The 18,757-nt window shown below is 68.5% G+C and carries 20 protein-coding genes and 1 pseudogene; 12 read left to right on the top strand and 9 right to left on the bottom strand.

Annotation, left to right across the window (positions count from 1 at the left end):
- Positions 1–94 precede the first annotated feature (94 nt).
- Positions 95–688 carry a biotin transporter BioY gene (locus OHA03_RS19970; RefSeq protein ID WP_267005176.1) on the top strand — a complete coding sequence of 198 codons (594 nt, stop codon included), beginning with the start codon at positions 95–97 and terminating at the stop codon, positions 686–688.
- 7 nt (positions 689–695) lie between these two features.
- Here OHA03_RS19970 and OHA03_RS19975 read toward each other — a convergent pair.
- Both OHA03_RS19975 and OHA03_RS19980 read right to left on the bottom strand, forming a co-directional pair.
- Positions 696–839: pseudogene (locus tag OHA03_RS19975) on the bottom strand (FAD-binding protein); the annotation flags it as partial.
- 393 nt (positions 840–1,232) lie between these two features.
- Positions 1,233–2,702, bottom strand: a complete 1,470-nt coding sequence (locus OHA03_RS19980) for an amino acid permease (RefSeq protein WP_267005177.1) — start codon at positions 2,700–2,702, stop codon at positions 1,233–1,235.
- Positions 2,703–2,953: 251 nt separating this feature from the next.
- On the opposite strand from OHA03_RS19980, the gene OHA03_RS19985 reads away from it, so the two are divergent.
- Positions 2,954–3,442 carry a ribose-5-phosphate isomerase gene (locus tag OHA03_RS19985; RefSeq protein ID WP_267005178.1) on the top strand — a complete coding sequence of 163 codons (489 nt, stop codon included), beginning with the start codon at positions 2,954–2,956 and terminating at the stop codon, positions 3,440–3,442.
- An 82-nt stretch (positions 3,443–3,524) separates the two neighbouring features.
- Complete coding sequence (locus tag OHA03_RS19990; RefSeq protein ID WP_267005179.1) at positions 3,525–4,334, top strand: Fpg/Nei family DNA glycosylase; 810 nt, start codon at positions 3,525–3,527, stop codon at positions 4,332–4,334.
- Positions 4,335–4,534: 200 nt separating this feature from the next.
- Here OHA03_RS19990 and OHA03_RS19995 read toward each other — a convergent pair whose 3' ends face one another.
- The gene (locus OHA03_RS19995) at positions 4,535–5,767 is read right to left on the bottom strand and encodes a GNAT family N-acetyltransferase (RefSeq protein ID WP_267005180.1); all 1,233 of its coding nucleotides are present in this window, start codon (positions 5,765–5,767) and stop codon (positions 4,535–4,537) included.
- A gap of 105 nt (positions 5,768–5,872) precedes the next feature.
- Between OHA03_RS19995 and OHA03_RS20000 the strand changes: the two genes are divergently transcribed.
- Together OHA03_RS20000 and OHA03_RS20005 are read left to right on the top strand one after the other, a co-directional pair.
- The gene (locus OHA03_RS20000; RefSeq protein WP_267005181.1) at positions 5,873–7,018 is read left to right on the top strand and encodes a PP2C family protein-serine/threonine phosphatase; all 1,146 of its coding nucleotides are present in this window, start codon (positions 5,873–5,875) and stop codon (positions 7,016–7,018) included.
- A 99-nt stretch (positions 7,019–7,117) separates the two neighbouring features.
- Positions 7,118–7,624: an HD domain-containing protein gene (locus OHA03_RS20005; RefSeq protein WP_267005182.1), complete on the top strand. Its 507-nt coding sequence runs from the start codon at positions 7,118–7,120 to the stop codon at positions 7,622–7,624.
- A 5-nt stretch (positions 7,625–7,629) separates the two neighbouring features.
- Here the strand turns inward: OHA03_RS20005 and OHA03_RS20010 are convergent, their stop codons facing one another.
- Positions 7,630–8,784: an acyltransferase family protein gene (locus OHA03_RS20010; protein ID WP_267005183.1), complete on the bottom strand. Its 1,155-nt coding sequence runs from the start codon at positions 8,782–8,784 to the stop codon at positions 7,630–7,632.
- Positions 8,785–9,262: 478 nt separating this feature from the next.
- On the opposite strand from OHA03_RS20010, the gene OHA03_RS20015 reads away from it, so the two are divergent.
- A complete protein-coding gene (locus OHA03_RS20015) occupies positions 9,263–9,457 on the top strand; it encodes a hypothetical protein (RefSeq protein WP_136325240.1) in 195 nt (64 codons plus the stop codon).
- A gap of 242 nt (positions 9,458–9,699) precedes the next feature.
- Here the strand turns inward: OHA03_RS20015 and OHA03_RS20020 are convergent, their stop codons facing one another.
- From OHA03_RS20020 to OHA03_RS20030, 3 genes are all read right to left on the bottom strand, one after another.
- Entirely contained in the window at positions 9,700–9,888 is a 189-nt protein-coding gene (locus OHA03_RS20020; protein WP_267005184.1) for a hypothetical protein, read from the bottom strand.
- A 238-nt stretch (positions 9,889–10,126) separates the two neighbouring features.
- Entirely contained in the window at positions 10,127–10,909 is a 783-nt protein-coding gene (locus tag OHA03_RS20025) for an IS630 family transposase (protein ID WP_267005185.1), read from the bottom strand.
- The gene (locus tag OHA03_RS20030; RefSeq protein WP_267005186.1) at positions 10,798–11,205 is read right to left on the bottom strand and encodes a helix-turn-helix domain-containing protein; all 408 of its coding nucleotides are present in this window, start codon (positions 11,203–11,205) and stop codon (positions 10,798–10,800) included. Before OHA03_RS20030 ends, OHA03_RS20025 begins: the two co-directional genes overlap by 112 nt.
- Positions 11,206–11,408: 203 nt before the next feature.
- Here OHA03_RS20030 and OHA03_RS20035 point away from each other — a divergent pair, with 203 nt between their 5' ends.
- The 3 genes from OHA03_RS20035 to OHA03_RS20045 all read left to right on the top strand — a co-directional run bounded on the left by OHA03_RS20035 (position 11,409) and on the right by OHA03_RS20045 (position 14,716).
- Positions 11,409–12,194 carry a sulfite exporter TauE/SafE family protein gene (locus OHA03_RS20035; protein ID WP_267005187.1) on the top strand — a complete coding sequence of 262 codons (786 nt, stop codon included), beginning with the start codon at positions 11,409–11,411 and terminating at the stop codon, positions 12,192–12,194.
- A 223-nt stretch (positions 12,195–12,417) separates the two neighbouring features.
- A complete protein-coding gene (locus tag OHA03_RS20040; RefSeq protein WP_267005188.1) occupies positions 12,418–12,930 on the top strand; it encodes an NUDIX domain-containing protein in 513 nt (170 codons plus the stop codon).
- A gap of 1,177 nt (positions 12,931–14,107) precedes the next feature.
- Positions 14,108–14,716 carry a hypothetical protein gene (locus tag OHA03_RS20045; protein WP_267005189.1) on the top strand — a complete coding sequence of 203 codons (609 nt, stop codon included), beginning with the start codon at positions 14,108–14,110 and terminating at the stop codon, positions 14,714–14,716.
- Between the two features lie 27 nt (positions 14,717–14,743).
- On the opposite strand, the gene OHA03_RS20050 is transcribed toward OHA03_RS20045, so the two are convergent.
- Together OHA03_RS20050 and OHA03_RS20055 are read right to left on the bottom strand one after the other, a co-directional pair.
- The gene (locus OHA03_RS20050; RefSeq protein WP_267005190.1) at positions 14,744–15,976 is read right to left on the bottom strand and encodes an XRE family transcriptional regulator; all 1,233 of its coding nucleotides are present in this window, start codon (positions 15,974–15,976) and stop codon (positions 14,744–14,746) included.
- A 156-nt stretch (positions 15,977–16,132) separates the two neighbouring features.
- Complete coding sequence (locus OHA03_RS20055; RefSeq protein WP_267005191.1) at positions 16,133–16,504, bottom strand: winged helix-turn-helix domain-containing protein; 372 nt, start codon at positions 16,502–16,504, stop codon at positions 16,133–16,135.
- A 175-nt stretch (positions 16,505–16,679) separates the two neighbouring features.
- Here OHA03_RS20055 and OHA03_RS20060 point away from each other — a divergent pair, with 175 nt between their 5' ends.
- Genes OHA03_RS20060 through repSA form a run of 3 tightly spaced genes read left to right on the top strand, consistent with a single transcriptional unit; the run spans position 16,680 to position 18,756 of the window.
- Positions 16,680–16,934 (top strand): hypothetical protein, encoded by a 255-nt coding sequence (locus OHA03_RS20060; protein ID WP_267005192.1) that lies wholly within the window; start codon positions 16,680–16,682, stop codon positions 16,932–16,934.
- Positions 16,931–17,320 (top strand): XRE family transcriptional regulator, encoded by a 390-nt coding sequence (locus tag OHA03_RS20065; protein ID WP_267005193.1) that lies wholly within the window; start codon positions 16,931–16,933, stop codon positions 17,318–17,320. The genes OHA03_RS20060 and OHA03_RS20065 overlap by 4 nt, the downstream gene beginning before the upstream one ends.
- A gap of 26 nt (positions 17,321–17,346) precedes the next feature.
- On the top strand, positions 17,347–18,756 hold the full coding sequence (repSA, locus tag OHA03_RS20070; protein WP_323181332.1) for a replication initiator protein RepSA: 1,410 nt from the start codon (positions 17,347–17,349) through the stop codon (positions 18,754–18,756).
- The last annotated feature ends 1 nt before the right edge of the window (position 18,757 follow it).

Consider the following 18,757-nt stretch of genomic DNA (forward strand, 5'->3'; position numbering starts at 1 on the left):
GCTTTGTGGGCGGCTGATGGTGATCGAGCGTTAACCCGTGGGCTAACGTCAGCCTCAGTCTGTCCCCACCTGCCTTCACCACCGCGGAGTCCCGATGAGCACTGCTGCCGCCCCCGTCCGTACCGGAGCGGTCCTCGCCGACCTGCTGCCCGCCGCCAGGCACCGCTACGCCATTGACACCGCCCTGGTCGTCGGCGGCGCCGCGCTCACCGGCATCGCCGCGCAGATCGCCGTCCCGGTCCCCGGCTCCCCGGTCCCCGTCACCGGCCAGACCTTCGCCGCGCTCCTCGTCGGCACCGCGCTCGGCGCCCGCCGCGGTTTCCTCTCCCTCGCCGTGTACGCGCTCGTCGGCATGGCGGGCATGCCGTGGTTCGCGGGCGGCAGCTCGGGCGCGGGCGGCGCCTCGTTCGGTTACGTCCTCGGCATGCTCCTCGCCGCCACTGTGGTCGGCGCCCTCGCCCGCCGCGGCGGCGACCGCTCCGTGCTGCGCACCGCCGGCACCATGGTGCTCGGCTCCGCGATCATCTACGCGGTCGGTGTCCCGTACCTGGCGCTGTCCACCGGGATGTCGGCAAGCGCCGCGATCGCGGCCGGCCTGGTGCCGTTCCTGCTCGGTGACGCGCTGAAGGCGGCGCTGGCGATGGGCGCGCTGCCCGCCGCCTGGAAGCTCGTCGGCCGCCGCGGCTGACGGAGGCTCACGCGCTTTCGTAAGCCCCTCCGAAGAGGCTCGCCGGGTCGCACTGCGACAGCAGACCGGCGAGCCTCTTCCGCGTCCGCTCGTCGTGAAGCGCTTCGGTACGGTCCCCGCCGCCGAACGAGAAGCTCGGCGACCGGCCCACGGTCGGTGGAGTGGCTCCGAGGCCCCGGACGCCCGCCGTACAGCTCCCGCCGTCACGTCCCTGCCGCCGAGCGGCGGCAGCAGCCGCACCGCCGGGGTCCGCAGAGCCGGTCCGCGTCCGGTCCGCTCGGCATCGCGCTGTCCGCGCCCGGGGGCGGACACGACGGCGGCCCGGACCTCGTCGGCATCGGTGACGCCGACGAGGTCCGGGCCGGAGCGTGGAACCTGTCCGGAACCCGGCCAGTTCCTCCGCATGTCCGGGGTCGCCGGGACGGAAGGTGATCTGGGCGGGCAGCTGGTCGTTCGTGGAGAGGCTCTCCGTTCGCCCGGTGTGCGGCAGGAGAGAGCCTCCCCGGTGTACCTGACATCGACCGTCAGGTGGGGACGGGCTCGATCAGGCGTCGGCGGACGCGTCCGCCGTGACCGCGGCCGTTCCGGCCCTGCGCTGACGGACCTCACGTACCAGCGAGATCGCCACCACGATCGCCGCGACGAGCAGCGAGAGCAGTACCTGCTCACGGCCGCTGTCGTCGGTCAGCATGTAGACCAGCACGAACGAGATCATCGCGATGGTCGCCCAGGTCAGATACGGGAAGAGCCACATCCGCACGACCAGCTTCTCCGGCGACTCGCGCAGGATGATGCCGCGCATCCGCAGCTGGGTGAAGCAGATGACCAGCCAGACGAAGAGGGCGACGGCACCGGAGGAGTTCAGCAGGAACTGGAAGACGGTGTCCGGCCACTGGTAGTTGAAGAACACGGCGACGAAGCCGAAGACGACAGAGGACAGGATGGCCGCCCGCGGCACGCCCCGCTTGTTCGTCCGGGCGAACGCCTCCGGCGCGTCACCGCGCTCGCCGAGCGAGAACGCCATCCGCGAGGCCGTGTAGAGGCCGGAGTTGAGGCAGGACAGCACGGCCGTCAGCACGATGACGTCCATCACCTGTCCGGCGTGCGGAATGCCGATCGAGTTCAGTGCGGCCACATAGCTGCCGTCCTTGAGGATCGACGCGTCGTTCCACGGCAGCAGCGTCAGCACGATGAAGATCGAGCCCAGGTAGAAGACGGCGATCCGCCAGATCACGCTGTTGGTGGCCTTCTGGACGGCACGCTGCGGGTTCTCCGACTCGCCGGCCGCCAGCGTCACGATCTCGCTGCCCATGAACGAGAAGACGACCATGAGTACACCGGTGAGGATGGCACCCGGCCCGTGGGGGAAGAAGCCGCCGCTGTCGGTGAGATGCGCGAGCCCCGAGCCCGGATTGTCCGAACCGGGCAGCAGTCCGAAGACGGCGAGCAACCCGACGACCACGAACGCGGCGATCGCCACGACCTTGATCCCGGCGAACCAGAACTCGAACTCTCCGTACGAACTGACCGAGACCAGGTTCGTCGCGGTGAGCACCAACATGACGATCAGTGCCCATGCCCACTGCGGGACGGCCGGCACCCAGCCCTCCAGGATCTTGGCACCCGCCGTGGCTTCGACGGCGAGCACCACGACCCAGAAGAACCAGTACAGCCAGCCGATCGAGAAGCCGGCCCAGCGGCCGAGGGCCCGGTCGGCGTAGGCGGAGAAGGAGCCCGAGCTGGGCCGGGCCGCGGCCATTTCGCCGAGCATCCGCATCACGAAGACGACCATGAGGCCGACCAGCGCGTACGAGAGCAGAATGGCCGGTCCCGCGGCGGCGATACCGGCACCGGAACCCACGAAGAGGCCCGCGCCGATCACTCCGCCGATGGCGATCATCGAGAGGTGACGGTTCTTGAGACCGGCCTGGAGCCCGTCCGAGGAGCCCGGCTTGTCCGCCCGGCCCGGCTCGCCGGGCTGGTGGCCCGGCCCTGCCAGAGTCGTTTGCGTCATGGATCGAATCCTTACGTTCTGGATCACTCGGTTCCGTGGCTGTGCCGCTGCACGGTGGTGGGCGGCGGGACCCAGGCATTGAAGCCCGCAGAACCTCGGAAGCGGAACCCCCTCTTCCGGATCATTGTCCGGATCGTTGCCGGTGTGGGGTTGCGCACACACTCCCCGCACAAGAGCTCCGCACGGGGTAGGCCCGGAGGGTCCCGACCCCGATGACGGCTACCCCGTGATCCGCATGCCACACTCGACACATGCGCGTGTACCTCGGCTCAGACCATGCCGGCTTCGAACTCAAGAACCATCTCGTCGAGTGGCTCACGGCCCAGGGCCACGAAGCCGTCGACTGTGGCCCCCACATCTACGACGCCCAGGACGACTACCCGCCGTTCTGCCTGCGCGCCGCCGAGAGGACGGCCGCGGACGCGGGCAGCCTCGGCATCGTGATCGGCGGCTCCGGCAACGGCGAGCAGATGGCCGCCAACAAGGTGAAGGGCGTACGTGCCGCGCTCGCCTGGAGCGAGCAGACCGCCGCTCTCGGCCGCGAGCACAACGACGCCAACGTGGTGTCCATCGGTGGCCGCATGCACACGGTGGAGGAGTCCACGAAGTTCGTCGAGATCTTCCTCGCCACGCCGTACTCGGGCGAAGAGCGTCACACCCGCCGCATCGAGATGCTGACGGCGTACGAGACGACGGGCGAGCTCCCCCCGATCCCGGCCCACCACCCGCAGCAGGGCTGACCGCCCTACCCCCCGTGCCGCCGGCCTGCCCGGCGGCACAGCCATTTCCCCATATCCCACGTCACCGAGGAGAGCCGCCGCCGTGCCCGAGGGACACACGATCCACCGCCTGGCCGCGGACCACCGCGATCGGTTCGTGGGCGGGCCGGTGCGGGTCAGCAGCCCGCAGGGCAGGTTCTCGGACAGCGCGGCGCTCCTCGACGGCCGTGGGTTCACCGGCGTCGACGCGCACGGCAAACACCTGTTCCTCGGCTTCGAGGACGCCGGGTGGATCCACATCCACCTCGGCCTGTTCGGCAAGCTCCACTTCGGTGCGACACCGGTTCCGCCGCCCACGGACACCGTCCGGCTGCGCCTGGTCAACGACGACCACCACGCGGACCTGCGTGGCCCGACCACCTGCGCCCTCATCACGGAACCCGAGAAGCGCGCGATACACGACCGACTGGGCCCGGACCCGCTGCGGACCGACGAGGACGGCGAACGCGCCTGGCGGCGGATCTCACGCAGCCGTATCACGGTGGCCGCGCTGCTGATGGACCAGAAGGTCATCGCGGGCGTCGGCAACGTGTACCGGGCGGAGGTCCTGTTCCGGCACGGCATCGACCCGTACCGCCAGGGCAAGGACCTCACCCGTGCGGAGTGGGACGCGATCTGGGCGGACCTGGTGACGCTGATGCGCGCGGGTGTACGGAACAACCGGATCGACACGGTGCGTCCGGAGCACATGCCGGAGGCGATGGGGCGGGCGCCGCGGGTGGACGACCACGGGGGCGAGGTGTACGTGTACCGGCGGGCTCGGCAGGGGTGCCACATCTGCGGCACGGAGATCCGCGCGGCGGAGCTGGCGGCCCGCAACCTCTTCTGGTGCCCGACCTGCCAGCGCGCCTAGCCCCGTGCCCTCAATCGCCGGGCGGGCTTGATTTTGCGCCCCCACGCGCCCCCACGCGCCCCCACGCGCCTTCCGCACCGCCCCCGGACGTCCCCCGGTCGGCGGACGGCCCGATTTCCCCGCCTGCAGGCGCCTTCAAGGCCGCGCATCTTCTCCGAGCCGCGACCGGCCGCCGGGCGCCTCCGGCAACGTCATCCCCGCTAGAACCCCCGCGGAAGCCACGGCTCCACCATCTCCGAGAACGCCGACGCCGCCTCCGCCACCGCGCCCGCCCGCAGCTCCTGTACCCGCCCGGCCCGCGCCAGTGAGACCAGCGATTCGCCGCCCAGGTACGCCGACCCCAGCTCCCGTACGGAAAGCGCCAGATCAGCCGGATCATCCGTCCGCTTGCACGACGCGCCCCCCTTCGTGTCGGCCGTGAGCCGCCAACGCCCCGCGTTCCACGGGCAGAACGCGTCCTCGACCTCGAACACCACGTCCACCGCAGCCCGGTACGCCCGAGCCTCCAGCGCCGCGCCCAGCTCAACCAGCCGTACGTACAGCGAGTCGCGCAGCTTGATGTTGCATCGGCGTACGTCCGAGACGAGATGCAGAACCGCATCGTCGACCGGCCGGTTCCGCGCCTCGACCGTCGACGTCAGGTCGATCTCGAAGAGGAACCGCCACAGCGCCGCGTACGCCGCCGGGTCAAGCGCCGACAGGTCGTCCACGGCGATCCGGCCCTTGGGGCCCGCCGCGTCCCAGTCCGGCTTGATGCGGAACGTCGAGTACCCGACGACCTCACCCGCCCGTTCCGCCAGCAGGCACTGCAGCGGCGACGCCCCCTGCCGCGCGCTCGCCGGGTCGATCAGCGCCCTCCGCTCCCAGCCGGGACCGTGCGCCGGCGTCCCCGGCCGCCCCGCCACCAGCTGCTCGTACACGCCCTCGCACGCAGCGGTCGCCTCGTCCGGCCTGGCGTACCGCAGGCGGACCTCGTCCGTGCCGTCCGGCACCGCCAGCCGCACCCGGTCCGTGTCGATCTCCAGGGACATCTGCTTCGTGGCCGCCCCGTACCCGAACCGGCCGTAGATCGCGGGCTCCGAGGCCGTCAGCACGGCTAGGGGTTCACCCAGCGCCCGGACGTCGTCGAGCTGACGCCGCATCATCGAGGTCAGCAGTCCGCGCCTGCGGTGTGTGGCTGCTACACCGACCATTGTCACGCCGGCTGCGGGCACCAGCGCCCCGCCGGGCACGGCCAGCCGGAAGCTGAAGGCCCCCGCCGTACCGACCACGTCCGGGCCGTCCCAGATGCCGATCGACCGCTCGTGCTCGGTCAGCTCCTCCCAGAGCTCGCGCTCCTCCGGAGAGTCGGCTACGCCGCCGAACGCGAGCTCCAGGCTCCCGAACCATTCGTTCCATTCGGACGGACGCAACACCCGCAGCTCAGTAGTCATATGCCATGCCTACCAGGGGTACGGCAGACGGGCGACCCGTTTTCGAACGCATTGTCACAGGGGTCCCCCTGCACCTGAGGCGCTCGTGTGGATAAGGTCCCCGCAATGGCCCGTCGCGCAGGAGCAGACTCGTACCCGGCCCGATTGCAGAAATCGGCGCACCGGGCGCGCATCGCGCTGCGCAAATCCGGTGTCGACTACTTCCGCGGCGACGGCTCCGACTGGATCGCCCTGGCCGGCCTGCTGCTGACCGTCCCGGCCATCACCTGCGGCACGCTGCTGAACGCGGTGTGGTGCGCACCGGCCGCGCTCGTCCTGCCGATCGTCGCGGGTGGTCTGCTGCTGCGACCGGCCAGCCTGCTGGGGCTGTACGCGACCGCTGCCGCGGCCCTGATCGTGGAGTCGATCGCGCTCGGCCCGTACTCGGAGGGGCCGGCCCGGGTGACGCCGGGCACCGTCCTGGTGGTCGCGGCCTGCGGTTTCTTCGGCCTGATCCTCGCCCAGTTCCGGGCCAGGGTCGGCGTGCCGTGGCGGCGCGGCGGCACCATGCTCTTCGACCTGCGCGAACGCATCCGGGTGCAGAGCGCCCTGCCACGGCTGCCGCAGGGCTGGCACCGCGAGATGGCGCTGCGCCCGGCGGGCGGTCAGTCGTTCTCCGGCGACTTCGTCGTCGCGGCCCGCACCAACGGCGGCCGCACCCTGGAGGCCGTACTCACCGATGTCTCCGGCAAGGGCATGGACGCGGGATCCCGTGCCCTGCTGCTGTCCGGCGCGTTCGGTGGCCTGCTCGGCTCGCTTCCCCCGCACGGCTTCCTGCCCGCGGCCAACGCCTATCTGCTGCGCCAGGACTGGGACGAGGGCTTCGCCACCTCCATCCATCTGGTGCTGGACCTCGAATCGGGCGACTACGAGCTCCTCTCCGCGGGCCACCCGCCGGCCCTGCAGCTGCACGCGGGCAGCGGCCAGTGGGAGGAGAAGGCCGCGGAGGGCCCGCTGCTGGGGGTGTACGACGGGGCACAGTTCGACGCGGTGAAGGGCTCACTGGCCCCCGGCGATGTGCTGATGCTCTTCACGGACGGCCTGGTGGAGGCCTCCGACCGGGACATCGCGGAGGGCATGGACCGGCTGACCGGCGAGGCCGACCGCTATGTCGTCACCGGCTTCGACGGCGCGGCCTGGCATCTGATCGAGGCCTGCGCGAAGGACGTCAACGACGACCGGGCGCTGCTGCTGCTGTCCCGCCGGTCCTGAACCGTACGAGCCAGGGCTCGGCACGCGGCACCGCCCGTCATGACGACGCCCGTCCACGCGGCCCTGCGCCGGACGACTGCCCGTCCGTAGAGTCGTCCCATGCCCACGCCACGCACACCCCTGACCCTGACCGAAGTCGAGGCGATCGCCCGCAACGCGCACGCCGGCCGGCAGGACAAGGCGGGACGCCCGTACGCCGAACACCTCGCCGCCGTCGCGGACGGTGTACGGGCCAGGGGCGGCAGTGCCGACCAGATCGCCGCCGCCTGGCTGCACGACGCGGTCGAGGACGACGTCCTGTCCGCCGAGTGGCTGGCGGACGCCGCGCTGCCGCAGCAGGTCAAGGACATGGTCCTCGCCGTCACCAAACGGCAGGGCGAGGACCTGGCCGCGTACACCCGGCGCATCCTCGCCACGCCGGGCGCCCTGCTGATCAAGGAATCCGACCTCGCCCACAACGCCGACCCGGCCCGCCTCGCGGTCCTGGACCCGGCGACGCGTACCCGGCTGACCGCGAAATATGCGCAGGTACGCGCGCTGCTCGGACTCAGCGCCGGTGAATCGCCCACCGAACAGCTGGATCCGGCCAACACCACGGAGGGCTGATCCACTCAGAGCTTGGTGGCGTCCCGCCGGAACGCCCAGTCCATGTCCGGCTCGGTCACGAAACGCAGCGCCCGTCGCACCGGCGGCGTACACATCAGCGTCACCGCGCAGGCCGCGACCAGCGAGACGAGGACCAGCCCGGCCGGTGAGGCCAGCCACTCGTACCGGTCGAACAAGCCGACGTAGCCGGCACCCTTGACCAGGAATCCGTGCAGCAGATAGCCGCAGATCGTCCCGGCGCCCAGCACGGTGAACCACATGTGGCGACGCGGCACCCATGCCAGGAACCCGATGGTGAGCAGCAGCGCGCAGCCGAACATCATCAGCGTCATCACCGCACCCGACCACCACGGGGCGCCCATCTCAGGCGCGCTGTTGCTGCGGTAGAACCAGCCCAGCTGCATCCGCGGCGCCGCCCAGTACGCGAACAGGGTGGCCCCGGCGAACAGCGGCAGGGCCAGCAGCCGCACCTCACGCCGGCGCACCAACTGAAAATGCTCGGGCTTCAGTTGGAGTCCGAGCACGAAGAACGGCATGAACTGCAGGACCCGCTGGAGATCGAGGTCGTCGCCGATCGTGGGGGAGAACGACGCGAGCACGGCGATGACGAGCGCGACCGGCAGCGGGTGGCGCAGCGCCTGCCAGACGGGCGTGGTGAGCCGCCAGATGAACAGCGCGGCCAGGAACCAGGTGAGGAACCAGGGGTCGATCAGGCTGATCGGATGATCCGGCGAGTCGTCCGCGTACCGCTTGAAGAGCGAGTACGCCGTCTCGAACACCACATAGGGCACGGCGATACCGGTGACCAGGCGCTTCATCTTCTTGGCGCTCATGTCGAACGAGCGTGAGAAATAGCCGGAGATGATGATGAAGGCCGGCATGTGAAACGTGTACGCGACCATGTACAGCGCACGGGCGGTCCGGCTCCCGTCCATCACCGGCACCCACGCGTGCGCCACGGCGACCAGCACGATCGCCAGATATTTGGCGTTGTCGAAGTAGGCGTCACGCCGCTTCGTCGGCGCGACCGCCGAGGGCTGGTTCACCACCGGTGCGGGGGGCCTCGCGGTGATGGTCGTGCCGCCCTCGCGTCTGGGCTCCGACTCCCGGGTCGCTGGGCGGAGCGGGGCCCTCTGAAATGTGTTCGGAGCGTGGAACATCTAAAGCACCTTAGACGCCTCGATTGGAATTCGTAAAACTGCCGGCAGGTATTGCGTGTTCCCGCCCAATGGAAAGTGAAACTACCGAAAACCGCACCCTATGGCCCGATTGATCCTCCTTAAATGGTGCATATCGCCAGGCGGTTGGGCGGAGTGAATTTCATCGCATCCGGGGTGGCGAAACGCGTGTGAACGACCTGTGTGGATATGGAAACGATCACGGTCCCGGGTTTTTTGATCGCCGCCCGCGGGTGGCCCCGTGCTGCAGGCCGCCTGCCGGGCGGGGCCCCGGAAGGGTGGGTCGACGGGCCTGTCCGCCCCGCGCACGCGGGGCGTGAGGATGGCGCGATCCCGACAGTTCGATTCGTCACCTGGCAGCAACCACAGGGGAGTTGGTGGCACGATGGATGCAACGGAGGAGTGCTCGGCCGCACGCTTCCGGGCCGGCAAGGCGGACCGACCAAGGGTGTGATCAGTCGTGGCCATTTCACTGTCTGTGGTGCTTCTGTTGGCGATCATCCTGGTGGTCCTGATCCGAGGCGGCTCCATCAAGGCCGGACCCGCGATCGTCGCGGTGCTCTTCGGCTTCTTCCTGGCATCGACCGGCATGGCACCGTCGATCAACAGGTTCATGAACTCGATAGCGGAGACCATCAACCAGATCAGCTTCTGATCCGCACCGCAGAAGGCGGGACGCGGAACGCAGAAGGCCCGGTCCGACGAGCAATTCGCCGAACCGGGCCCACGCATGGAGCGGGCGACGGGAATCGAACCCGCGTAGCTAGTTTGGAAGACCCCGTATGCGGACGGGGCCTGACCTGCGGAGACGCTGACCTGCGGCTGAGCTGCCAGGTCCCCGCAAGTCCCCGTGGCTCCCCGCTGCGTTCCTCTGGTTCGGGCACGCGGCGGGCACGCTTACATCAGCTTGATGATCAGGGGCGTGAGGGCTGTGATGACGCTAGCTGCGGCCGTAACCAAGGATGTGACGTTGGTGACGGTCAGGGTTCGCTGCTCGTTGTGTTGGGTGATATCACTGGTGTAGCTTGCTTCCCATAACCTATTGCGTACGCCATGGGTTATGGGTGACTGCTCCTCATCTGGCATGAGGCTCCTTCACTCGGATGCCATAGGGCGCTTGATCTCTTGACGGGGAACCCAAGCGTCCAATAGGCGTGTCTTGATGTTGGCCGACAGGGTATCAGTGAGCTGCCTCAACTCTCCTGACTCCGGTTCGCTTTGGCGTTCGCCCGGTGGCCGGGCACTCTCTGGCGACTCACATGGTGGAGCCTCCTGGCCGGTTGCGCCAACCTCACGGGTCAGAACACCTAGTAGACCGTCGCGGCTAATTTTTGGGATAGAGGTGGCGCAGTTTGATGCGTGCGTCGTGGGTGGTGAACTGCCAGTCGACCTGACGTTGGTCGGTGTTGGTGGCGTTCTGCCAGGCCGAGAGTTCGGTGTTGAGGTTGTCGAGGTCACCGATCCGGCGGTCGAGGCATTGCCGGGTCAGCGCGGAGAGTTCGATCTCGGCGATGTTGAGCCATGACCCGTGTTTGGGCGTGTGATGGATCTCGAGGCGCTGGGCCAGGGCGAATGCTTCTTCTGGTTCGAATGCCTCGTACAGTGAGGCGATGCCGTGGGTGTTGAGGTTGTCCATCACCAGCACCACGGATTCGACGTCGGGGTAATCCACGCTCAGCAGCTGCTTGACCTGGCCGGCCCAGTCGATCCGGGTCCGCTGGGACAGCGCCTGGACTCGACGCCACCCGCGAAGGGGTTCGACCCACACGAAGATCGAGCACGTGCCGCAGCGGATGTACTCGCTGTCCTGGCAGGCATCGCGACCAGGGCGGGCCGGGAGCGGGTCGCGGACATGGTCGAGGAGCTGGTAGGGCTTCTCGTCCATGCACACCACGGGACGTGCCGGATCGTAGGGCCGGGCATAGATGGCCAGCACGTCTTCCATCCGGGCCGCGAACTCCGCGTTCGCTCGCGGTGGGATGGTCCAGCACTTTCTCAGATGAGGACGCAGTTGCGTTTTTTTAAGACCCGCCCGATGGTGGAGTGGTCCAGATCGGGGATGTCCTCGACCAGCGCGACGTGCTTCTCCAACAGCCGCAGCGACCACCGGGCATAGCCCTGGGGTGGCTGTGAGCACGCCATCGCGATCAGCCGGGCTTCGACCTCGCCGGTCACCGGCGAGGGCACCGGCGGGAGGTCGCGCTTCTTCCGCGCGATCGTGGCGTGAACATCGCCACCGGTCTCGGCGAAACGCTTGGCGACCAGCCGCAACGTCTCACCGGAGACACCGAGCCGGGCCGCGATCGCCTCCTTGGTGTCCACCTCACCCACCGAGCTGTCCAGTGCAAGCAGCACCCGCGCACGCATGATCATCGAGGCCCCACGAACACCCGTCGTGGTCACTCGGACCAGCTCCTCACGATCCTGCGCGGTCAACCTGACCGGCCGCTTCTTCTGCGAACCCACAACAACAGTCCTATCTGGCAAAGGGGAAGGAATCTGCCAGACACCAACCTCCCAGTCAGGTGCACCATAACTAAGCGGCGACACGCTACTAGTCTGTCGCAGGTCGCGAGCGGGACAGTCTCAGGCGCGGGGGGCATCAGGTGGAGTGGGAGCTGGTCGCGGCCGGCCTCGCGGTCGGGATGCTGATCGCTGTGGTGACCTCGCCGGTCGGAGTGTCCGGGGCAGTGTTCCTGCTCCCCGTGCAACTCAGCATCTTCGCCGTGCCCAACCCGGCCGTAACACCGACCAACCTGCTCTACAACGTGGTGGCGGGGCCGGGTGCACTGCTGCGCTACCGACGCGACGGCGCCCTCGGCGGGCCGCTCGTGCGCCGTCTGGTGCTGGGCACGCTGCCCGGCGTGATCCTCGGAGCGGTCATCCGCGTGTTCGCCCTTCCGGGCCCGAACTTCTTCCGCTTCCTGGTCGCCGCTCTCATGCTGCCGCTCGGAACCTGGCTCATCATCACGACCCTCCGCCCGAAGCCTCCGGGGACTCAACACCCTCAGCCTGCGCCCCGGACGGTCACCGCCCTGGCGCTCGCGGTCGGGATCGTGGGCGGCATCTACGGCATCGGCGGCGGTTCGATCCTCGGCCCCATCCTGGTCGGCCGCGGCGTCCCCGTCTCCCAGGTCGCCCCGGCCGCACTCGCCTCCACCTTCGCCACCTCGCTGGTTGGCGCCTCGACCTACGCCCTACTGTCCCTGAACCACAGCGGCAGCATCGCCCCCGACTGGTTTCTCGGCCTGGCTTGCGGTCTGGGCGGCCTCGTGGGTGGCTACCTCGGCGCCCGCCTCCAGTCGCGAATGCCCGAGACCCTCCTCCGCTTGCTCCTTGGAACTTTGGCCGCCGGGCTAGGCACGGTCTATGCGATCAACGCACTGAGCTGAGCTGCCCTTCAACCTTCACCGTCCCGACAGAACTCAGGGGCCGTGCCCGACTGCCTCATGGGCCGTCTATCACGCGAGGATGCGGGTCCGTGAGCCTGAGCACGATAGGTGTCGTATTTGCGCGACAACTGTCGTCATCCGCGTCCGGCCTCCTGGTGCAGGTTCTCCTGGGTCGGCCTCCACGGGGCTCCGAGAAGCGGCGTTGTCAGTGGGCTCTGCCAGGGTGTGCGGCGTGGACGAACTGGTGGAGCGTGTCGACGATCAAGATCGTGTGCTGGGGGTGGTGGTCAGCCGCCGGCAGGCCATCCGGGAGGGTTGGCTGCACCGGGTCGCCGTGACGGTGTGTCGTGATGAGCGTGGGCGGATCCTCGTTCACCGGCGGTCGGAGCAGCTGTCGCGCTTCCCCGGGCTCTACGAGGTCGTGGTCGGTGGCGCCGTGGATGTCGGTGAGTCCTATGAACAGGCCGCCGTGCGGGAGCTGGCCGAAGAGCTGGGCATTCGTGTGCTGCCGCGCTTGCTGTTCACGTTCCTCAACCGCAGCGGTTTGAGCCCTCACTGGCTCAGCGTGCACGAAGCCGTGGTGCCGGACACCGTGGCCGCCGATCCTGATGAGGTCGCCTGGCATGGCTGGCTGACCGAGCCGGAGCTGCGGTCGGCCCTGCTGGAGTGGCGCTTCACCCCCGACAGTCACGAAGCCTTCAGCCGGTATCTCGCGTTCCGGACCGCGCGGTCCTGACCTTGCCCGCTTCTCGGGCTGGGGTGTCTGCTTGCGGCCAACTTGCCTGCAAAAAGCACGGAACACGTCAACAACGATGCGAATTCGGCGACAGATATCGTGCTCAGTGCTTCAAGAAAGGCCAGGTCGGGGTGGGAGGTTAACGACAACTATCGTGCTAGGGCTCAGTCCGGAGGAGTTCGAACTTCAGAGAGCCTCGTCACGGGGAGAGTAGCCGGGCCAAAGTGGGGCCTGTCGCGCAGGAGATTCGACGGTACTTCTGCGCTTGGACTGTCGATGAGCTGGCCTAACGCGCCCGTGCGACCCCGTTGGCGACCTTTCTGATGCTTTGGCCATGGGCCGACCGTCGAGCATATGACGTCACCTCTGGAACGCGTATGCGCAGAATGTGAGTGCTTACACCCGATCAAGGACGTGTACCGCTTGGGCGACGGCACCTATCGGTGCGATGAGTGCTACGAGCGGCTGGAGCTGGACCACCTCATCAGTGAGCGACAACCACAGAGCGACGCCGTCCCGACGCGGCCCCTCGGAGATGCCCGCGAAGCTGGCCACGGCGAAAGTACGGCCGCTTGAGATGAACGTTCAACTGACCGACAACTCCCACCCACCACCCTCCCCAGCTCCCATCCCGTCCGCCTTCGGCCCACACGTCGTGGAGCGGGCGTGGTTCAGGGCGTCAAGGTGGAGCGCGCCACTGTACGAACGACCTTGACGCCCTGGGCCGCGACTGCTCGGCTCTGCCTGGGTCGAAGGTGGTCGGGATGGGAGCCCACGACGCTCGCCACGATCCGGCCGGCACTCGCGAACGGCGCCCGGTCCATCCCGGAGTCTGAGCGCCCCCGCCGGAGGCATGTCTTGTGCCTTCCGTTTCCTCCTCGGTCAGGCTCTCTCGCTCTAGTTGCGCGACCGGCGTAGCCGGGGCCCAGAGCGGGGCGGAGACTGGAGCGCAGGGCCCCGGCGGTGAGCCGGGGAGCGCGCGACGAGCGGAGCGAGGAGCCTTGATGAGGTAGAGAAACCTGTAACAGTCGCAGCCGCACCGGCACCTTGCGCACCGCACACCAGCTGCTGCACCAATCTCCATGCCATGACAACGAGTGCCCCCGGCCGACCGCGGACCGGAGATGTGGTCGATGCTGTCATGGACGTTTTTCCCCGCAAGCATCTTCGAGGGGCTATGACCGATTACCTGCAGGCCGTCTTCGCCATGCTCGGCCCGGGAGAGGAACGCTTCGCCGATCCTGCGGCCTGGCTCAGTCTGGAGGAGGAACTCGGCAGGAGGCTTCCGACGGACTACAAGCAGATCGTCGACGCCTACGCACCCGTACAACTCAACGGACACCTCTACCTATCTCATCCGGCGTCCGAGTCGTGGAACCTAGGCGAGAAGATCCGCTCGGCATCAAAGGCCTGGTCGGAGAGTGCATGGGAGTCCTATGTCACGGGGCCTGACGACGATCCACGCGTCTTCTGCAACCTCCCACAGCTCAGCTTCGGTACCGCCGAGGGCCTCGTCCCCCTCGCCGCCACCGATCAGGGAGCCGCAGTCTTCGGAGCTCCGCAGGTCCACGGGTTCTCAGACGGTGTGGTGGTACAGGGGGAAGAAGGCGATTGGGGCGGATACCCGATGACCTTCGCCGAGTGGCTGTACCGCTACCTGATCGGCGAGGAGATGGCTGGCTGGGACAGCGCGACCTTCTACCCCGGCCCCGTCCTACTGGAGTACCTGCCTACCGCGCCGGGCCAACGCACCCGCGATGCCCACGGCCCGGAGCGCGGCATGTGAGCAGGACACCAAACGAGACGACCTCTCTTAGCTGGCGCGAGTGAGCGCAGTCAGGTGATCCAGGTACTCCCGGCCTGCCGTCTCCGTCGCGTAATCCCGGTTGATGATGGCCGCCAGCTCACGGCTGACCATGAGCAGGGAGGGCAGAGACTGCCGGTCGCCCTTCAGCGCCCACTCGCCGTAGTTCACGGCCTGGTCCAAGTCGCCCTGCCGGGCCGCGACCACGCCGAGGGTGATCCGCGCCTCCGCCATGCGCATCGGTGAGCGCTCGGAGCCGTCGAAGTCCGTGCCCGCCCGGATCACCTCGTGGGCAAGGTTCTCGGCGAAGCGTTCCTCTCCCAGCAGGCGGTAGCAGTCCATCGCGTAGAAATCGAACTTCGCCGGGTCCACCACAAAGTGGTGATCAAGGTTCTCGGGGTACGGCATTCCTTCGAGGAGCTTCCGCCCTCGGTCCAACGCCACTTCCGTCTGCCGCCGGTCTCCCAGCCGCGCCCACCCCTTCGCCTCCTGGGCGGCAAGCTGTACCGCCACCCCGTGGTTGGGAGACGCGTCGGTCCCGGCCTGCGAGGCTGCCAGGATTCCGCGGTAGTCGCCCGTCGTGAGGGCGAACCATGCGCGCATCTCGTGGGCCCAACCGGAGATCTCCGGGTTGTCCGCCTCACGAGCTAAAGACAGTGCTGCCCTGCGGGTGCTCTCTGCCGCTGCGCGGTCGCCCATGTCGTACTCGACGCAGCCGATTAGGAGCGCGAGCCATCCGGACAGGGTGAGCACTTCGCGGTGCTGCGCGAGCGTGAGGCGTTGGGCCTGAAGCCCGGCAACGTGCTTGAGCCACTGCCTGCCCTCGGCGGCCAACTGCCCGCTTGGCAGGTATGGGTACTCCGAGCACAGCCGGTCGGTGGTGATCCGGAGTGCGTCAAGGGTGGCGGTGTCGACGTCGGATGCCTGCAACCGGCTGATGATGTCCAGTGTCTCCATGCCGCTCGCCGCGACGATCTCGGCGTTTCCATCTCGCTGCCCGGCGACGGGGAAGATTGCATGGGTCACGGTGCCGAAGGTGGCGGCAATGATCGGCTGGTAGAAGTCGCTCGGCATGACCTCGCCGGACTCCCACCGCTTCCATTGGCGGACCATGCTGGAGCCTTCGGGCAAGGGCTTCGGTGAGTGGGCCCGGAGCGCGGCAACCACTTCGGCCTGTGACCACTGCCGGGCGTCTCGCTCGGAGGCAAGTCGTCGCGCCCATGCCGGCCGTTCGTCGCTCATGTGCTGCCCTCCCGTCGGGGTGCTTGCCTGTCGAGTCTGGCACTCAGAGAGCCGGTGACACGGGGGGTGACAGGGGGTTGGCACCAAGGCTGTCCCCCGGTGACACCACGCCTGTCCCTAGTTACTCAGTTGTGCTGACAGCAAGGTGGATCACTGTCAGGTACCGCTCAAGGGCTGGGTTCGCTTCTCCAACTCGGCTACGCGGGCGGCAAGTTGCTGAATCTCGGAGTGGATGGCGTTGATCTCATCTCGGCTAACCGGAGCGCTGGCGTCTTGCCCGGCCCCGTCTTCGCTCGGCCGGTCCTGCACGAAGTACCCGCGCGTCGGCACGGAGATGATCACGCCCTCATCTGCAAGCACCTTGAGCGCATTGCCCACGGTCACCGTCGTGACCTTGAACCGGTCTGCCAGGTCGCGCAGTGATGCGAGCCGGTGCCCTGCCGGGAGTGGGGTGCTCGCGATCTCGTCGCGCAAGGCGTCGGCGATCTGCACCTTCTTGGACCTGGGGTCGTGGGCTTCAACCGTCATGGGCCGAGACTACCCACCAGGGCGACATAGCACAGCCTATGCCGTGCTAACACTTGCGCCCTAGTCTGCTATATAGCAAGCTATGTCATGCGGTTAAGCCGCAAACCCGGAGGGCGACGCATCTACCGCCAAGCAGTCCGCCGCCCTCCTTCGTCCCTCGAAGGGAGCTTCCATCATGCCCGCGACGCTCGTCGTCTCGCACCCTGCACCGTTAACCGCTCCGCTGTCCCGCACCGAAGACGGTGTCATCTACGAGGCCTCGCCGTGCCAGGCATGTGGGGTCGCCGGTGGTGCGGACTGGATCAAGGTGGACGGCACCGGCGTCCTGGTGCACATCGCCCGTGGCCGGGAGCTCTGCCCGGTGGCCGTGTGCTTCGACTGGGAGACCGGTAGGCCGCTGCCCGCGCTGACTGAGGCGGTGGCCGCATGAACGCCTTGATCGTTCCTCTCGTCATTGGTCCCGCTCCGGTTCAGCCGCCTGCGCTGCGGGCTCCGGACACGCCGCTTGGCCGCGCCCGGCTGGCTCGGGGCTGGTCGCAGGTCAAGGTGGTGCGGGCGCTGATGCTTTTGGCTGATCACTGGGGCTGGGACATTGCGGCCGAGAACTCGCTCAAGGTCTTCGTCTCCCGCTGGGAGAACGACACCCACCGCCCGGGGCAGACGTATCAGGTCCTGCTCTGCGCGATCTTCCGTGCCACCCCGGCCGAACTCGGCTTCACCCGGCCCGCCGCCGCCTCGACGCTGACCGAGCGGGTGGCCGCTCTGGAATCGGTGATCGAGGGCCTCACCGAGCGGCTCGGGGAGGTGGCTGCGTGACCCTTCCTGCGCTGTCCTCGGCGGCCGTGGCTGACACCGCGGCTGCCGTGGGCGTTGATCCCCTGACCTTGGTCGACATGCTGCGCGTCGCCAACTCCCCGCGCTTCGAGCGCTGGAAAGAGCAGGTGCGGCGGACCGGCGGCTGTGCCCAGCCCATCCATCTGAGCGGCCACTCCCAGACCGTTGACACGCGCACGGGCGAGTTCTTCGAGTACTCGACCAGCAGCGAACCGGGCGGGCGGCTGCGGATCGCCTGCGGCAACCGCCGTGCGTCGCGCTGCCCGTCGTGCGCCTGGACCTACGCGGGGGACACCTACCACCTGATCATGGCCGGACTGGTCGGCGGCAAGGGCATCCCCGACGCCGTGGCCGAGCGCCCCCGCGTCTTCGCCACCCTGACCGCCCCGTCCTTCGGCCCGGTCCACAACCGGCCCGACTCCGGCCATTGCCGCTGTGGCGCCGCCCACGCCGTGGACGATCCCGCCCTCGGTACCGCCATCCATCCGGAGCGCTACGACTACGCCGGGGCCGTGCTGTGGAACAACCACGCGGGAGCGCTGTGGCAGCGCTTCACCATCTACCTCCGCCGTGAGGTCGCTGCCCGCGCCGGACTGACGCAGGCGGCCTGCAAGGAAGAGGCGCGGGTCTCGTTCGGGAAGGTCGCCGAGTTCCAAAAGCGCGGCGCGGTCCACTTCCACGCGGTCATCCGCATCGACGGACCGGACGGGCCCGACACCCCGGCCCCGGCCTGGGCCACCGTCGAAGTCCTCGACGACGCGATCCGGGCCGCCGTAGCGCGCGCCACGGTTCCCGTCCCTTCTGCCGGCCGATTCCCCGCCCGGACCCTGCGCTGGGGAACACAGATCGACGTGCAGCCCATCGGTGCTCTTGAAGGCCAGACCGACGTCAGCGAACAGGCCGTGGGCGCCTACGTCGCCAAATACGCCACCAAGGCAGCAGAGACCACCGGCACCCTCGACCGCCGCATCGGGGAGCTCCGTGAACTCGACATGCACCCCGGCCTGCCCGACCACACCCGGCGCCTGATCGAAGCCTGCTGGGACCTGGACGCCGACTACCCGGAACGACTGCTCGCCCACTGGTCCCACATGCTCGGCTTCCGCGGCCATTTCTCCACCAAGACACCCCGCTACTCGACCACCCTCGGAGCCCTGCGCGGCGCACGGGCCGACTGGCGCGCCCAGCAAGAACGCCGGGAGAAGGGCCTGCCCGACCTCGACCAGGACGACATGGCAGAGGGCTCGGGAGAGGACACGACGCTGGTCATCGCGCACTGGGAGTACGCCGGACAGGGCCACACCCCCGGCGAATCCTGGCTCGCCGCCTCCATCGCCAACGAGATCAGGCAAAACCGCGAACTCGCCCGAGAGAACCGCACCGAACTGGAAGCCTTCGACACCGTGGGGGAGTGGTGAC

Origin of the sequence: Streptomyces sp. NBC_00154 (assembly GCF_026342835.1) — a bacterium.
In the GTDB taxonomy this organism is placed as follows: Bacteria; Actinomycetota; Actinomycetes; order Streptomycetales; family Streptomycetaceae; genus Streptomyces.

Bases quoted from the DNA above. Each gene is read 5' to 3' on its own strand.
- OHA03_RS19970 (WP_267005176.1), top strand. From the start codon at position 95: ATGAGCACTGCTGCCGCCCCCGTCCGTACCGGAGCGGTCCTCGCCGAC.
- OHA03_RS20060 (WP_267005192.1), top strand. From the start codon at position 16,680: ATGCCCGCGACGCTCGTCGTCTCGCACCCTGCACCGTTAACCGCTCCG.
- OHA03_RS20005 (WP_267005182.1), top strand. From the start codon at position 7,118: ATGCCCACGCCACGCACACCCCTGACCCTGACCGAAGTCGAGGCGATC.
- OHA03_RS19995 (WP_267005180.1), bottom strand. From the start codon at position 5,767: ATGACTACTGAGCTGCGGGTGTTGCGTCCGTCCGAATGGAACGAATGG.
- OHA03_RS20010 (WP_267005183.1), bottom strand. From the start codon at position 8,784: ATGTTCCACGCTCCGAACACATTTCAGAGGGCCCCGCTCCGCCCAGCG.
- OHA03_RS19985 (WP_267005178.1), top strand. From the start codon at position 2,954: ATGCGCGTGTACCTCGGCTCAGACCATGCCGGCTTCGAACTCAAGAAC.
- OHA03_RS20050 (WP_267005190.1), bottom strand. From the start codon at position 15,976: ATGAGCGACGAACGGCCGGCATGGGCGCGACGACTTGCCTCCGAGCGA.
- OHA03_RS20020 (WP_267005184.1), bottom strand. From the start codon at position 9,888: ATGCCAGATGAGGAGCAGTCACCCATAACCCATGGCGTACGCAATAGG.
- OHA03_RS20045 (WP_267005189.1), top strand. From the start codon at position 14,108: ATGACCGATTACCTGCAGGCCGTCTTCGCCATGCTCGGCCCGGGAGAG.
- OHA03_RS20055 (WP_267005191.1), bottom strand. From the start codon at position 16,504: ATGACGGTTGAAGCCCACGACCCCAGGTCCAAGAAGGTGCAGATCGCC.
- OHA03_RS19980 (WP_267005177.1), bottom strand. From the start codon at position 2,702: ATGACGCAAACGACTCTGGCAGGGCCGGGCCACCAGCCCGGCGAGCCG.
- OHA03_RS20000 (WP_267005181.1), top strand. From the start codon at position 5,873: ATGGCCCGTCGCGCAGGAGCAGACTCGTACCCGGCCCGATTGCAGAAA.
- OHA03_RS20065 (WP_267005193.1), top strand. From the start codon at position 16,931: ATGAACGCCTTGATCGTTCCTCTCGTCATTGGTCCCGCTCCGGTTCAG.